A 15,556-nucleotide genomic window follows, 5' to 3' on the forward strand; every position below is an offset into this window, starting at 1 on the left:
ATCGTTCTAGAAGCCGTAAGGAGTTCGGCTCGCAGACACGATTTAAGCAAGCTTTAGTTCATTAAACAACTCAAACAGTTGATTCGACTTGTAAGGTTTCGGTAAGTAAGCATCCATTCCCGCAGCAAAGCAGTTTTGAATATCTTCTTCGAGCACACTCGCTGTCAAAGCAATAATGGTGATCTTCCCACTTCCTACTTCTTTCTCCCAGCGGCGAATTTCTTTTGTTGCGGTCAAACCATCCATAACTGGCATCATGCAATCCATAAGAATTGCATCAAACTTCTCCCCCTTAGTGATGGCTTCTAATGCCTCTTGCCCATTGCTGGCAATCAGATAATCGTATCCCGCCTTATCTAAGAAAAAGCTGGCTATCTTTTGGTTCATCAAGTTATCTTCAGCAATCAAAATACGACGATGTGTACGTGACTGGTTGATATTATGAACTACTGCCGAACGTGTGACATGGTAACTTTGAGTGTTTTGTTCAATGTGTGCGAGTTCATCAATGGCATGCCTAAAGCGGTTACCTAAAAAAGGTAAAGTCAGCACAGAATGAATACGCTCAGAATTGGTGTAGGTAGAGATCAAATGATGTTGGCAAACAATGATTCGGCTAATATCAACCGTACGCGCTAACTCGTCTATTACAGAATCCAACACCACTCTGCCATCATGACAATAAAAGATCACTTCCAGCCCCTTTGTAGAAGTCGGTAAATCCTTAATGCTGCTTACCTCTGAAAGCTGAATACCAGCTAAACGACACTCTTTCATAATTTGGTCGGCATACGCGTAGTTATCTCCAATGAGAATACCGTTACGAATGGTTTCTGAGCGCCAACCTACGGTCGGCAACACTTCCACTTCAATTGAGAACTCAAAACTGGTTCCCACTCCTTTTGAAGACGTCGCGGTTAACTTGCCGCCCATCATAGCCACCAGTTGACGACAAATGGCCAAGCCTAGTCCTGTCCCTCCAAACTGACGTGATATACCTTCGTCTTCTTGAGTGAAAGGCTCGAAGATGGAATCAAGCTTGTCCTTTTCTATACCTACACCGGTGTCAGATACTCGAAAAGTCAAAAATACGCTCTTTTGTGTGGTGGATTCTTGGTAGTCAACATCCACATTGATGCAGCCCTTCTCTGTGAACTTCACCGCGTTCGATACCAAGTTCATGACGATTTGCTTGATTCGATGGTCATCAACCTTGATGCGCGCGGGAATACGCTCATCTAAATTGATATTCAGTTCTAATTGCTTGGACGTGGCTTTGGACTGGAACAAAATCATCGATTGGTACACGACTTCGCGAATATCTGTTTCGATAAGAGAAAGCTGTAAATGACCTGATTCAATCTTAGATAGATCAAGGATGTCATTAAGTAACGTGAGCAAGGTATGCGACGAGGTATCAATATCGGTTAAAACTTCTTTTTGATGATCTGAAAGTTCGCTTTGTGACAGGATCTCTGTCATCCCGATAATCCCGTTCAAAGGGGTTCGAATTTCATGAGACATGCTTGCAAGAAAGACCGACTTTGCGCGGTTTGCCGAAATAGCAGATTCTTTGGTTTGCAAAATCTCTTCTGTTTGTCGGTTTTGCTCCTCCATCATTCGATTAACTTGTTGTGCAAAGATCGTGAACTCATCATTGCCATCAACCACCACCTTCTCCCCTTTTACATGTTCATGGATTAAGGTGTTAAGCGAATAAATAATCGAGTCCAATTTACTATGCACACGATACCAAGTACCAAAGCCTAACCAACATAACAGGATGATGATGACCATCACGCCCGAGGTCATTAGCGTAATGCTCTGCTTTTGCGAACTGACTTGGACCAACAATGCGCTTTCAACCTGTTGCGTGAAACCCGCGGTAATGACTTGCAAACGTTGAACACGGTGGTCAAGATCTCGTAAATAAGTCACATAGTCAGATTGGGACATCTCTCCTGCCAATAAACGTCCTCGGGCTTCGATACTCGACAAATAACGAGGAGACGTATACAAACTAAGGAGCTTTTCTACCTGCTCATTTGATGCACCTAACTTTAAGAATCCTTCCAGACTCTGCTGTTGGCGCTCAATGGCTTGAAAGAACATATTTTGATTCGGTTGGCTATCAGGCTGTAGCACCAACCGATACGTCAACCAAGCTTCTTTTTGCGTCCAGTAAGAAAGTTGAGCAAGATAAGCGATGAAATCTTGCATCCAATGTGCTTCATCACTATCAAACAAGTGATTATGTTGAACCAGTGATTGAGACATTTCTTGCAACAGGCGAAACGACCAATCTCCGGCATCCACACTGTCTCTCAAGTCACCAGAGATCAAATCTAACATCGCTCGCTTAAGGTCATCAGAATACTCGGCAGTATAACTGTTCTGTATAAACTTCTCGTAGATAGAAAGCGCTCTATCACGTTGTACTTTCACTTCAATTGGTAAAGGCTGCTCTTCTCGATATCGATGACGCTCCTTCTCCATGTCATAGACAAAATGAGACGCTTCGGAAATCAGTTTCAATCCTTGAATATTACTGACCGTTTGATTGAGTTGATCGACTCTTTGAGAGTTAACGACAAATTGGTGAACGGCAAACACAGAAATAACCACCGCGGGTAACAGTGCGAGTAGAGCTAAACGTAATTTTATAGAAAGTTTTATCATCCGTTTGCCCGTGTTAGGAAAAGGCTCTCGAATTAATACTAGACCACTTTCATAGATTGAATATGAACTTGTATGAAGTGTTTTATCGGCAACTTAATCGGTCTGAACTGCCCAAACGGCTAAAAACAACACTCATTACCCTTCTATACATTGAGGTCATAAGAAGGAAAAGTGTGATTGCTTGCAAAATTTTGCTGCATCATTTTTAAACAGATTTAGTTAAACCAACTCATACCATGGGCGAACTTAAAGATACCGCCTAAAATGGCGAAAAACGTTTACCATTTAAGTGTTAAAGATTATCCATATCACATTATTTAAAAGGAAGCTCACCTTGTTACATATACTCACTTTGAGATGAACCTTTATTGTCGCGAAATAAGTTTTATAGATAGGAAAAGTCAATCCCTATAAAACACCGCTTTAGTCACATTAATAAGCCAAAAAATGAATCATACCCCACACTTTTAACTGGATTTATTTTTCCTAGCAGAATAAGACCTCCACCCGTACAATCCGCACACATAATTATTACAACCCAATTACAAAACACCCTCACTTCACGCTCTACCGTTGAGGTAACAGCAGAAAGTAAGGTCAGCCCCCAAAACGTGAAAGGTCCAAAACAACAATGAGTCCAGAGAAATATCTCCAAGACTGGCAAACTAGCCAAACGATTGCTGAATCTATTTCCCCTCTTATTGGTAAGTTATATCGTCAAAAAGGAATCGAAGTGGTTCTGTTTGGTAAAACACTTATCAACGCAACAACCATCGACATTCTCAAAACTCACCGTATTGCAAGACGTTACACCGGAAGCCCTCTTTCTCTTGAACAAACCATGCCAATCATCCAAGCGCTGTGCGAAATGAGCATCTCGTCTTGTCGTGTTGATGTTGGTCAGCTTGCTGGTATGTACTGGAAAGATCACGAAGATACTGCCGCACTTAGCGACTTTTTACACACAGCACTTCAAGGTGCTCGTGATGCCGACTCTTCTCTAGCAGCTCGTGACGTGGTTCTTTATGGCTTCGGTCGTATCGGCCGCCTATTGACTCGCCTGTTGATTGAAAAGAGTGGTCCGGGTTACCCACTTCGTCTGCGTGCAATTGTTGTGCGTGGCGGAAAGAAAGGCGATCTAGAAAAACGTGCTAGCTTGCTCCGTCGTGACTCAGTTCATGGACAGTTCAACGGTAGTATCGTGATTGACGAAGAGCGTAAAGCCCTGATCGTGAACGGTAACTACATTCAAATTATTTACGCGAATAACCCAAGTGATGTGGACTACTCAGTTTACGGCATCAACAATGCACTAGTTGTTGATAACACGGGTGTTTGGCGTGATGCCGAAGGTCTAAGCCAACACGTAGCGTGTAACGGTGCAGAGAAAGTACTGCTTACTGCACCAGGTAAAGGCGACATCAAGAACGTCGTATTTGGTGTGAATGAATCTGTGATTCAAGAAGATGACACTATCATCTCCGCAGCGAGCTGTACGACTAACGCTATCACTCCGGTTCTTAAAGCCCTGAACGACAAGTACGGTGTGCTTTCTGGACACATTGAGACCGTTCACTCTTACACCAACGATCAAAACCTAATCGACAACTTCCACTCAGGCGATCGCCGTGGTCGTAGTGCTTCATTGAACATGGTTCTTACGTCAACAGGCGCAGCGAAAGCGGTAGCAAAAGCACTTCCAGAACTTGCAGGTAAGCTTACAGGCAACGCAATTCGTGTACCGACTCCGAACGTATCAATGGCTGTTGCAAACCTTAACTTGGGTGAAGATGTAGACCGTGATTCGCTGAACGAATACCTACGTGAAATGGCATTAAACTCTGAGCTTTCTGCGCAGATCGATTACACAGATTCGACAGAAATCGTATCAAGCGATCTAGTGGGCTCTCGCCACGCAGGTGTGGTCGACGGTCAAGCAACCATCGCTCAAGACAAGCGCTGTGTACTGTACATCTGGTACGACAACGAATTTGGTTACAGCTGTCAAGTTGTACACTGTATGGAACAAATGATGGGTGTTCGTTACCAAACATTCCCTCGATAAGGTGAACCTTGCTCCACAACGTTAACCACAATGTGTAACGAGCAACACCCCAGCATTTGTTTTAAATAATAAGCGCCTTGCGCATTACTAATATACTTCCCCGCTTATACGCCTGATGACCCTCAGGCGTTTTTTCGTTTTAAGACACTTTGACATTCCTCAGACAAATCGATGCGAAATTGAACGTTAGATACCCAAATGACCTCAATATTCAGAATTCAGAGCGTTGTTACTAGCGCTAGTTCAAAGATAAATCGCTTGCGTAAAAGTTCACTATTGCCGAGGGATTTATCAAAGAAATGGCGTTAGTAACACGCTCCCTAGGGCAAGTTGTCTTGCTGAAACTAGAATTTTGAGGTTATTTGGGTATGTTCATGTTTCGTTCATATTCAAAATCGTAGTATGAACCCATAGATTGAAAGAGAGGTCATGATTATGAATCGAATTATCGTTACTGCATTGGCACTGATTACTGGCTTTTTTACTTTGGTATTTAGCCTAATCATGGCGATTCCATTGACCATCGCAGCCCTGATTACTGGTAAACGTATTGAAAAGCGCGTGAAGCAAATGCAACAAGAAATGCATGAAGAGTATGAATTCAATACGGGTAAGTCCGACGCAATTGAAGGCGAGTTTGAAGAAGTTCGTCGCTAACGCTTCTGAAGGTTCCACACTCCCCCTATGTTCCTGAGCAACCTTCTTTGCTGACATCCTATCTCGTTAAGAGTTAGGATGTTTTTTTATTGGTCATCGACAAAAAAGGCTACCATTACGGTAGCCTTTTAACTTCATGAGCAGTGCATTCTACTTGGTTAAATCGTCACAACCACACGCACTGCCAGCAACATTAAAACGATGCCAGACAGTCGGTCAATCAATACTGCCTTTGAGCGAATACGGTCAACAACTCGTGAATTAGACAATACCAATGTGATGAACGTATACCACAAACCATCAACAACAAATGGGGTCGCGACGATAATCATTTGGTTACTTAGGTCATTACCTAACGCAACAAATTGACTGAACAGTGCAATAAAGAACAGTGCAATTTTCGGACTTAGAATCGAAATCAGAAAACCCTCTCGCGCCGATTGCAAAACCGTCGTCTCTTCACCAGATTCTAACTTCGCCGCTACGCCCCCCTTTGAACGCAATGCATTGAAACCAAGATACGCCAAGTAAGCTGCACCAGCTAAACTAATAGTCTTAAATAACAATGGGCTTTGTTGAAGTACCACGGCCAAACCGATCAAGGTAATGAAAGCATAAATACCGATACCAAACGCGTGTGCCCATGCGGTAGCCAAACCATTCACACGACCACCAGCCAACGAGTGCTTAGCAACAATCGCTAAACTCGGTCCTGGCGACATCGCCCCTAGTAAACACACGGTAAAAAGTGATAGCCAAACTGTTAGTGTCATAAGAATCTCCCCTCTTTGACGCTAATCTATCAATGGAATAGGTATAATTAGAAATCAAAGTTTTTCATACTAGCCATGATTTGAAATCATAAGTCAACAATGCATTTATTATCGAATGGAATACTCTGAAATCTGCATGACCGAACGAATCTCTTCGCGCACCCATTTATGTGCAGGATCCGTATCGTATTTTGGATGCCACATTAACCAATACTGATGAATAGGCGTTTCGAGAGGTAGTGCTTTATGGGCTAAGTCCCAATGCTTTGCGAGATTGACCGCAATATGCTCTGGAACCACCATCAGATGTTCACTAGAAACTAGGCGATTGATAGCAGCAGAGAAGAAAGGCACTTTGAACGTGACATGACGTGTATGCCCTAGCTCTCTTAACGCTAAATCGGTGTAAGAATCTTTATCTCCACCGCCTGTTACTTTGATATGAGAGTAAGAAATTAAATCTTCAACGCTGATGCTATCTTGCTTTGCTAAAGGGTGAGAGGCTTTCATCAAACAGACTGATGAGTCTTCACCAATCTTCACACTAGACACACCTTGAGGCTTCTCTGGATACATGGAAGACGCGATATGAATACCAGTCTCATGAAGCTTATCTAGAAAGTCTGGTTGCCACAATCGATACGCCATATCCAACCGAGGAGCAAAGCCACTCAAGTGCGAGGCAATGTCAGGGAGTACGTATTGTGCGACGTAGTCACTCGATGCCAATACTAGCTCCCCTTTCCAATCTGCGGGTTCAAAAGGCTTGTCATCGAGAAGATGATCGAACTCAGCCAATAAGTCGTCCAACTTCTCTTTTAGAAGTAGTGCTCTTGGCGTTGGAATCAGTTGGTTCCCCTGCCGAACCAATAAGGGATCGCCGCACAACTCACGTAACTGCGCTAACTGACGGCTTACCGCCGATTGGGTGATATGCAAACGCTCGGCAGTTTTGCTCACATGGCACTCTTCAAGCAATACATGCAAAGAACGCAGCAGATTCAGATTGATGTTATTCAGCACGTTCTACCCATTTCGCACGCCAATCTGCGGCGGCATACTCTTCTGGCCAGTATTCAACTTGTTTGCAAATCAACCCATCTCGCACGGTGTGAAAAGTAATCGCCCGATCGGAGCGGACGCCATCGCTTACTATAACGTCAGTGACCACTAGCTCACCGTCACTTACGATACGCTCTATAGTAAAGGTCCACTCACCTTCTGCTGGATAAGCAGAGTTCAATTGGGCAAAATTCTTTCTGCCACGAATCACTTCTTTCGTCAGTGGCCAAACTACTTCACAATCAGGCGCAAGGAGTTCCGCTGCTGCATAGAAGTCATTGCTTGCCATTACTTTCCAGAAGTTGAGGACGATGTCTTTCTCGGTCATTTTACGAACTTGCTCCCTGTCGTATTGAAAAACTCCGTTAACACGGTATGTGTCATCACGTTACGAAGCTCTGGATAGCTTTGGATATAATCTCGAATCTCGTTGAGGCGAGCGATATTCGGAACTTCGACAAATAGCATCATATCGGTTTCACCACTGATTGCATGGCACCATTTCACACCATCAATTTTGTACAGATCATTCGCGTAGTTATCACAGTGATGACTAGAGGCTGATGTATCAAACTTCAGCGCCATATATGCACAAATCGTCGACTCTTTGGATGTCGCAATATCGGCATGATAGCCAAGGATCACTTGGTCATTTTCAAGCTTTTTGATTCGAGCTGTCACAGCAGAACGTGACAAGCTAACTTGCTCTGAGATTTCAGTAATAGAGAGACGGGCATTCTGCCGTAATAGATCTATGATCTGATGATCAAATTTGTCCATAACATCACCAAGCTTTCCTTAATTTTTTCATTCTACTCAATTACAACTTATTGAAAACCGACAATTTGCTGTTTATCGGTAAAACAACCGTCATTTTGACGGTCGACAACATCATTTTGATATGCAGAATTTAGATATGCTTGTGGCTTGCATTACCTAGATGTTTGAGGTCGTTATGGAACAACTCAAAAAAGACATTACGCTGATATCAGGAATTGGTCAGCTATCGACAACCTTAATGGGCACGGGTCTATTTATGATTCCAGCGATTGCCGCTGGCATTGCAGGGCACTTCTCACTTTGGGCTTGGATTATTTTATTCATTGCTATTTGTCCCATCGCTTTGACTTTCGCTCAGTTGGGCAAGCGCTATCCAAGTGCTGGCGGCACGGCGTATTTTGTTCGTAAAGCATTTAATAGCAAACTAGAGAGCAGCGTCGCGTGGTTATTTGTTAGTGTTATTCCTGTTGGTGTCCCTGCTGCTGTCGCACTTGCCGCCGGCTTTTTACAACAACTGTTACCAGAGTCCATTAGTAACCACCTTTTCGCTCAAATTCTCACAGTGGCTCTGTTAGTGGTCGTTAATCTACTTGGTACTAAATCATCGGGGCGGCTCCAGACGGTCATCGCATTGAGCATTTTTGCTTTAGTCGGTGCATTTTTGTGGAAAGGTGATGTGGGACCTGTTGATTTAAGCATGCCTAAGATAACGACGGATTCGACATGGTCAGTTGCTGCAGCGCTTGGTGTCATGTTCTGGTGTTTTGTCGGAATAGAAGCCTTTGCACACATGGGAGAAGAGTTTAAGAACCCACAACGAGACTTCCCGATCGCGATCATCGTTGGCTGCTTTGTCGCGGGTGCAACCTATTGGGCATGTTCTGTCGTGATATTGAAGTTTGGTGCTTACGGCAATGCTGAGTTCGACAGCGCATCAATTCCTTGGTTGAGCGCACATCTATTTGGTGATCATGCGAAATGGCTTATCAGTATTATTGGTTTCTCAGCATGTTTCGCTAGTGTAAACCTCTACACTCAAAGTCTGGCTCGAATGGTGTGGGCGCAAGCAAGAGAACACAAGCCAACCAGTGCTATCGCGAGAGTGTCCGTTCGGGGCGTTCCTGCCAATGCAACGCTAGTCGTTGGTGCAATTTTGCTTGCTTCTTGTGTTATTGGTTCGCTATCGGGACTGGATTTGGAGTTCTTCCTTAAGCTCGCGAATGGCATTTTTGTTCTGGTCTACCTGCTCGCTATGCTTGCCGCTTATAAGTTGTTGCAAGGCTGGGGAAAGACGCTCGCGGGAATTTCTTTGGTATTGTGCACCGCAGTGTTCATTTGTTTGGGTTGGTCTATGCTTTACGCCATCACTATTTTTGCCGTGCTGTCTTTACCGTGGAAGCAATGGCGAAAAAAGAACCCTAAACGGGTGATTGAGCAAGACTGATACTCTTATTCAAACAGCTCAGAAATCTGTTCAACCAGAGCATCAATCTCACCAAGCGCGACATTGCCATAACCAAGAACCACTCCTTGCCAATCTCGCACTTTATACTCTGGGTGCTCATAAAAACTCATCGGGCGCAGCACGATACCTCGAATCTTCGCTTGCTGTGTCCATTCGTTCTCATCAATACCTTGTTGCCACTTCAACGTAATATGAAGACCGGCAGCTTGACTGATCACCTTAACTTTATCCCCAAAGTGTTTTTCTATCGCCATACACAATTGCTCATGTTTGGTTTTGTACAGTCGACGCATTTTACGAATATGGCGGAGTAACCCTCCTTCAGTGATGAAATCAGCCAAAGCCTCTTGAGTATGAGAGGGAGAATCCCCGCTTAGCGCATCTTTGATCACTAAACATTCTTCAACTAAAGCATCCGGTACAACAAGATACCCAAGCCGCAACCCGTTAAACATGACTTTACTAAAAGAGCCTACATAAAGAACGCGATCATCACGTCCCATTTGGGCTGCAAGCCCTTGCAAGCTGGTATATGGGCGATGGGCAAACTGAAACTCACTGTCGTAATCATCTTCGATAATCCAACGTGACTGTTGCACCGCCCAGTTAATGATCTTTCCTCTTTGTTCGGTATTAAGCGTTGTGCCCATCGGATATTGGTTACTTGGCGTGACATATAAAGCATCTGCATTGCTGGCCGTTACCGCTTCCACATCGAAACCCAATTGCTCTCGAATATAGAGTGGCTCAAATTGATATTGCTGGAATTGAATCAACTTACGCATTTGCGCGTAGCCCGGTTGTTCCATCAAGACTTTGCTACCCGGCTTAAGAGTAACCATAGTGGCAATCGACAACGCTTGCTGAGCCCCGGAGGTAATAATTATCCGCTCAGGGGAACAGCTCACAGAGCGGCTTGATGCAAGGTAGTTAGCCAAAGCGCAACGCAATGCCCAGCTTCCTTGAATATCTTGATTGCCCAACAAGCACGTGCGAGACATATGGTGTGCGAGTAACTTTTGCCATTGAGCCATCGGAAATGCGTCCAAATCAGGCACACCCGGTGCAAATGCACGGTTGATATCAAAGTTACTTTTCGGTGATAAGCCCTTCTTTTCTGAATTAGGCTCAGGCAGATACTGCTCTGGTAATTCCACTGCGACATAAAATCCCGAGCCTTTTTGGCTGATTAAATAACCTTCCGCCACCAACTGTTCATAGGCTGCGATCACCGTATTCCGGCTGATATTAAGCCCTTGTGAGAGTTTTCGTGTTGAAGGTAACTTTCCGTTTTTTGCCCACAATCCTTGAACAATTTTCTCGCGAATTGCGAAAAATAGCGCCTGTTGACGCGTCCCATCACTGTGCTTTAAGTACAAGTCACCAATATCAATCAAAGACAAACTGGATCCATCCATAAGTTAAAACTGGCTCTCTTTAAGCTACCAGTTAAGCGCTACATTGCAATCAAAGATTGAGGAGCAAGTGCTTACCCACATGAGTAAATAAGGAGAAAAAATGTTATCCAACACCAATAGAACCGAGATAAAGAAAGGCGCACATAAGGCGGTGACGGATGTCGATAAGCTACACGCCATAATAGACGAAAGCTTGATCGCCCATATTGCAATAACCAATGATACGGGTCCGGTGGTTATCCCTATGTTGGCTTGGCGTGTCGACAATTATGTCTATATCCATGGCGCGAACAACAGCCGGCTATTACGCTCGCTCAAACAAGGAGTACAAACGTGCCTAACCTTTACTTTATTTGATGGTTGGGTGTTAGCTCGAAGTGCTTTTCATCATAGCGCACATTATCGCAGTGCCGTCGTCTTTGGGCAGTTTGAAGTCGTAGAAGATAATAATGAGAAAGACAGACTTCTGAATCATTTTATTGAGCAAATTGCGCCGGGTCGAACCGAAGAAGTGCGTTTGAGTAACGAAAAAGAGCTCAAAGCGACCATGTTACTGCGCATCTCCTTGGTGGAAGCATCGGTCAAAGTCAGTAACTTTGGCGTCAACGACGATGCAGAAGACATGGGTCTTCCCGTTTGGGCGGGAGTCTTGCCGTACCGAACTGTGGTCGGTCCGCTTCAAGCTTGTGACGATTTATATGAAGGTATAGTAGAACCAGATTATCGTAGTGCTTACCCTAATCGTTGGCAGGAATAAGCACCGTAAAGCGCGCCCCACCTAAATGGCTTTCGCCGACAGAAAGCTCCCAACCCAGTTGCCTTGCTGCACTGGTTGCAATGGCTAACCCCAAGCCAAACCCTTTCACGTCGGCGTTACGGCTCCCATCTAAACGTGAGAACGGGATAAACACTTCTTCACGTTTCTCTTCCGGAATGCCAGGACCATCGTCTTCAATATCAACAATCCAAAAGTGCTCTACAGAACGAATCGTGACCTCTACGCTGAATTCCCCATAACGTTTTGCGTTTTGCAGTAAGTTATCCAGAACCAAGTTCCCTAACGTTGGCTGTAGATGGATAGACTGGTAATCGAGATCATTTTCAACGGTCAGCTTTGCTTGTTCTAACCCACGATAATTCATGCGACTCTTGCACCACAAAGGCAACTCAATCGCTTCGATAGAGTCTTGTAACGAATGGTTCTTAAGGCTAAGTCGAGAAAGCATCACGATGTCGGATGTCAGATCCGTAACGACGTCTACGTAACGCTCGATGTCTTCATGCAGTTCAGCTTGCATCTCACCCTCAGTACGCCTTGCTAAATCAGTGGCTAATTGGATTCGACTAAGTGGCGTTCGAACTTCATGAGGGATGGCTTGAGTGAAAATGTGTGTTTGACGCACTCTTCTTTCGATTTCTTCAGACATACCATTAAAGCCGCTCGCCAGCTCTTTAATCGGTGAAGAGTATTGTTCCAACTTAACGCGAGTATTCAGCTCACCTGAGCCAAATAATCCTTGTGCCTTAGTCAGTTGTCGAATCTGACGATCCAACCTTCGTACAGGGATGTATACCATAACTCCGAGGCTACAAATCACCGTGAGCAGTAGCGTCAAAATAAATATGATTTCGGAGTCTTCATCCCAATCAATATCCGGGCTGAAAAAATCACTCTTTTCTTTAAACACTAAGCTCTGAGTGGTATTGGGCAAAGGAAACACTGCGGCGTATATGCTTCCATCAATCAAATAGACCGGAACGCCTTGCATTCGATAAAGTAACTCGCAGTCCAAGCAAGGTGGTGTGCCATCCCAATTGTCGACAAGCGTTAAATCAAAGATGAAGAAATCTTGCTTTCCGTTTGCCGTTAACTTTTTGTAGAGAGAGTCCGGCGTACCTCGTTGTTCAATGTATTGATCAACAAAGTAAGCACCATCGTTGAGAAAAACACTAACTTCTGTTTTGCGCATATACTCGCCCCCCATAAAAAGGAACAAGCCAATCGTTAACGCAAGACCTGTCACCAGCCCTACATAGAGACGGGAAAACACAGAGAACATCGATTATTTGCCCGTCAGCATGTAACCGCGATTACGCACTGTTTTAATCGTTGCGGTGTGGATGTGCGCTTTGGCGAATTTTTTACGTAACGATGAAATTCGCATATCAATTGATCGATCGGTAATGCAGTACTCAATACCTCTCGCTAGGCGGCAGCATGACTCTCGGGAGACAGGTTTGTCGACATTGAGCATCAAAAGTTCCAAGATTTCGAACTCAGAATCCGTCAGGTCAATATCTTGTTCTAGATAGTACGCTTTAGAGCGACGCGTACACAGTTCAATACCGTATCGGCTCAATTCTGTCTCTTCAACCGTATCGACCTGACGGCAATAGCGACGCAAGGCGGCTTCAATCCGAGCTAAGAGAATATTACCTTTGATGGGCTTGGTTAGGTAATCATCAGCACCAAACTTAAACAAGCTTACTTCACTCATTTCATCATCTGTTGCAGTCAGAACAATAATGATCCCGTGAAAAAACTCGCGTGCTTCCTGACATATCTCTGCGCCATTTTTACCCGGGAGCATCAGATCCAGCAACACCAAATCAGGCTTCAAATCTTTGATTGCATCTAGTGCATTTAGACCATTGTCGACCACTGTCACTAGGTAGCCCTCAGCCTCTAGGTACATTTTGGTTAATCGAGCAATCTCAGAGTCATCCTCTACGAGCAAGATTTTATTGCCAACCATGATCTATTCACTCCATCTATAAAACAGGAGAAGTATATCGTTCGTTTTGTAGGGTGCAACCCACACTGCCGACACTTTTCCTACACAGAACGGCTTACAAAGCCTTACAAACCATACATTTACAATCGGCCGTATCATTGTAAGAGTCAGGAAACAGAACAACCCTCTATTTTATAAATGAATATCAAAACTTTAATTCGGAAATAAAACCAATAATCACATATAAACCCGTTATTATTTTAGTTTTATCGAATTAATAACCTTACAACTAACCATTTTTAGTGGTTATGACTATATTTGCGCATATAGACAGAAATTTCCTATCCCCCTACATTCCTCGGCGAACCTTCAGTTTGTGAGTACAAAAAGATGAAATTCGCTCAATTAACACCTTTAGCAATGCTGTGTGTGGTCAGCCTATCTTCGTTCGGTAGCAATGAATTCAGTTCGGATACGTCAACACCTCAACCAAATCCAATCACAAGCACCGTATCTATCCCAGCAGCCGTCTCTTCACAGTTTCCACCGAAGTTAAAAGTCGCTTCTGATGCGGGGTTTACCCACTACTTGAAAGTTTCTGTTCCAGCAGCCCACGATGACCAATCATTTCATATCATTGCGGTCGATGATGGAGCAAATAATGAGAAAATTTTTCGTGCAGCCAAAATCATCCAGCACTTACTCACAAACCAACCGGGGTCTAAATTCGGTGCCGACAAATCTGAGATCGCTAAGACACTAGCTGAGCACGATGCCACTTTAATGCTGACGAGAGACGATGATCAAAGCAATGAGCTATTAACTAAAGTTTTTGTTGGGGAACTGATTCGCCAAAACAAATTGAGTGATGCGGTATTAGATTCTGGTTTAACACACAGTTTTGATACCGATTCTTTAGAAAAGTTTGTTGCTAGCATGACGGTATTGAGTGAGGACGATATGGATGTTCTCATCGATTCCATCACGTCCACATTAATGAGCAGCCAAGACACGCCAAATTGGCTGATAAACAGTCAATCTTTGATGTATCGAGAGCTGACAGTCGAAGGTGACTGTCATTACATGAGCAACTTTTCGGATTACTGCGCCTATCTCGGAGAACACGCCGATCGAGATGCCGCTTTTGAAGAAATTTTACACTTGGTCCAAGCGCAAGGTATTGCACCTAACCCGTCGACTTCGTCATTGCAAAATGAAATCCAAGCACACGCGCTAAACATCTACAACGACGCTCAAGCAGGTAAGCAAACTGTCTGGCAACCGACTCAGCGTGATTGGCAAGATTGGGAGTCTGACGACTTTGATCCTGAACGTGTAAAACAAACGGGAACATCTTTTTCTCACGAATACTTTGCTGCCGCTTTTGAAGCCTACATGGGCGTAGCAAAAGCAAATGGGCATGGCTTAGATGGCTATCAAGCACTGACTCGTTCAGCGATGCACACGCAAGATCCACAAGCCGTTGAGTGGATTAGTGAACTCTTCCACAGCCACTTACAATACACTGCACACATCGATTCTGAAGGCGTCAAAGTCTACACAGATAACACGCGACCAGGTACGGTTCCTACCTTCCGTATGTCACCAAATGAAAACGGTGTAGTTGAAGCATACACCTATAAATCCCAATGGTTAATAAACGTGAAGATCATTGGCGACCAAGCGATGGATGTCATCGGGAATGATCAAAATAATACATTTGAAGGCAACGGGCAAAACAACCGTATTTACGGCGAAGGTGGCGTTAACACTTATATCGTTCCGCACGCATTCGCAGACTGTACCCTTTTAACTGCGAAGAACGTATCAGTGACCTGCCCTAGCACTGGTACCGATGAATTATTCGATATACACAACATTCAATTTACCGATCAAATCCTAGATGTAACCAAGCGATAAAT

Annotated in this window: 13 protein-coding genes; 5 read left to right on the forward strand and 8 right to left on the reverse strand. The window is 44.1% G+C overall.

The annotated features are described in order from the left end of the window. Nucleotides 1–42: 42 nt before the first annotated feature. Nucleotides 43–2,679 carry a hybrid sensor histidine kinase/response regulator gene (locus tag OH459_RS14630; RefSeq protein ID WP_269987438.1) on the reverse strand — a complete coding sequence of 879 codons (2,637 nt, stop codon included), beginning with the start codon at nt 2,677–2,679 and terminating at the stop codon, nt 43–45. A 631-nt stretch (nt 2,680–3,310) separates the two neighbouring features. On the opposite strand from OH459_RS14630, the gene OH459_RS14635 reads away from it, so the two are divergent. Together OH459_RS14635 and OH459_RS14640 are read left to right on the forward strand one after the other, a co-directional pair. After that, nucleotides 3,311–4,744 carry a glyceraldehyde-3-phosphate dehydrogenase gene (locus OH459_RS14635; protein WP_041053522.1) on the forward strand — a complete coding sequence of 478 codons (1,434 nt, stop codon included), beginning with the start codon at nt 3,311–3,313 and terminating at the stop codon, nt 4,742–4,744. A gap of 435 nt (nt 4,745–5,179) precedes the next feature. Then, entirely contained in the window at nt 5,180–5,401 is a 222-nt protein-coding gene (locus tag OH459_RS14640; protein ID WP_005442428.1) for a hypothetical protein, read from the forward strand. A gap of 158 nt (nt 5,402–5,559) precedes the next feature. On the opposite strand, the gene OH459_RS14645 is transcribed toward OH459_RS14640, so the two are convergent. From OH459_RS14645 to OH459_RS14660, 4 genes are all read right to left on the reverse strand, one after another. Next, the gene (locus tag OH459_RS14645; RefSeq protein WP_005433441.1) at nt 5,560–6,174 is read right to left on the reverse strand and encodes a LysE family translocator; all 615 of its coding nucleotides are present in this window, start codon (nt 6,172–6,174) and stop codon (nt 5,560–5,562) included. A 108-nt stretch (nt 6,175–6,282) separates the two neighbouring features. Continuing rightward, nucleotides 6,283–7,197: a LysR family transcriptional regulator gene (locus OH459_RS14650; RefSeq protein WP_005453560.1), complete on the reverse strand. Its 915-nt coding sequence runs from the start codon at nt 7,195–7,197 to the stop codon at nt 6,283–6,285. Beyond that, nucleotides 7,187–7,564, reverse strand: a complete 378-nt coding sequence (locus tag OH459_RS14655) for a nuclear transport factor 2 family protein (protein WP_050924027.1) — start codon at nt 7,562–7,564, stop codon at nt 7,187–7,189. The genes OH459_RS14650 and OH459_RS14655 overlap by 11 nt, the downstream gene beginning before the upstream one ends. Continuing rightward, nucleotides 7,561–8,016, reverse strand: coding sequence for an Lrp/AsnC family transcriptional regulator (locus OH459_RS14660; protein WP_017188717.1), 456 nt, complete (start codon nt 8,014–8,016; stop codon nt 7,561–7,563). The genes OH459_RS14655 and OH459_RS14660 overlap by 4 nt, the downstream gene beginning before the upstream one ends. Nucleotides 8,017–8,191: 175 nt before the next feature. Between OH459_RS14660 and yjeH the strand changes: the two genes are divergently transcribed. Beyond that, nucleotides 8,192–9,460 (forward strand): L-methionine/branched-chain amino acid transporter, encoded by a 1,269-nt coding sequence (gene yjeH / locus OH459_RS14665; RefSeq protein ID WP_053049103.1) that lies wholly within the window; start codon nt 8,192–8,194, stop codon nt 9,458–9,460. A gap of 5 nt (nt 9,461–9,465) precedes the next feature. Here the strand turns inward: yjeH and pdxR are convergent, their stop codons facing one another. Then, nucleotides 9,466–10,899, reverse strand: a complete 1,434-nt coding sequence (pdxR, locus tag OH459_RS14670) for a MocR-like pyridoxine biosynthesis transcription factor PdxR (protein WP_269987444.1) — start codon at nt 10,897–10,899, stop codon at nt 9,466–9,468. Nucleotides 10,900–10,999: 100 nt separating this feature from the next. Here pdxR and OH459_RS14675 point away from each other — a divergent pair, with 100 nt between their 5' ends. Beyond that, the gene (locus OH459_RS14675; protein WP_053049105.1) at nt 11,000–11,656 is read left to right on the forward strand and encodes a pyridoxamine 5'-phosphate oxidase family protein; all 657 of its coding nucleotides are present in this window, start codon (nt 11,000–11,002) and stop codon (nt 11,654–11,656) included. Here OH459_RS14675 and OH459_RS14680 read toward each other — a convergent pair. Both OH459_RS14680 and OH459_RS14685 read right to left on the reverse strand, forming a co-directional pair. Further along, complete coding sequence (locus OH459_RS14680; protein WP_269987447.1) at nt 11,637–12,959, reverse strand: ATP-binding protein; 1,323 nt, start codon at nt 12,957–12,959, stop codon at nt 11,637–11,639. The genes OH459_RS14675 and OH459_RS14680 overlap by 20 nt on opposite strands. 3 nt (nt 12,960–12,962) lie before the next feature. Then, nucleotides 12,963–13,655: a response regulator transcription factor gene (locus OH459_RS14685; protein ID WP_005453547.1), complete on the reverse strand. Its 693-nt coding sequence runs from the start codon at nt 13,653–13,655 to the stop codon at nt 12,963–12,965. 369 nt (nt 13,656–14,024) lie between these two features. Here OH459_RS14685 and OH459_RS14690 point away from each other — a divergent pair, with 369 nt between their 5' ends. Then, nucleotides 14,025–15,554: a hypothetical protein gene (locus OH459_RS14690; protein WP_050938002.1), complete on the forward strand. Its 1,530-nt coding sequence runs from the start codon at nt 14,025–14,027 to the stop codon at nt 15,552–15,554. The last annotated feature ends 2 nt before the right edge of the window (nt 15,555–15,556 follow it).

The sequence above is a fragment of the Vibrio sp. MM46 genome, from assembly GCF_027587135.1.
GTDB lineage: Bacteria > Pseudomonadota > Gammaproteobacteria > Enterobacterales > Vibrionaceae > Vibrio > Vibrio harveyi.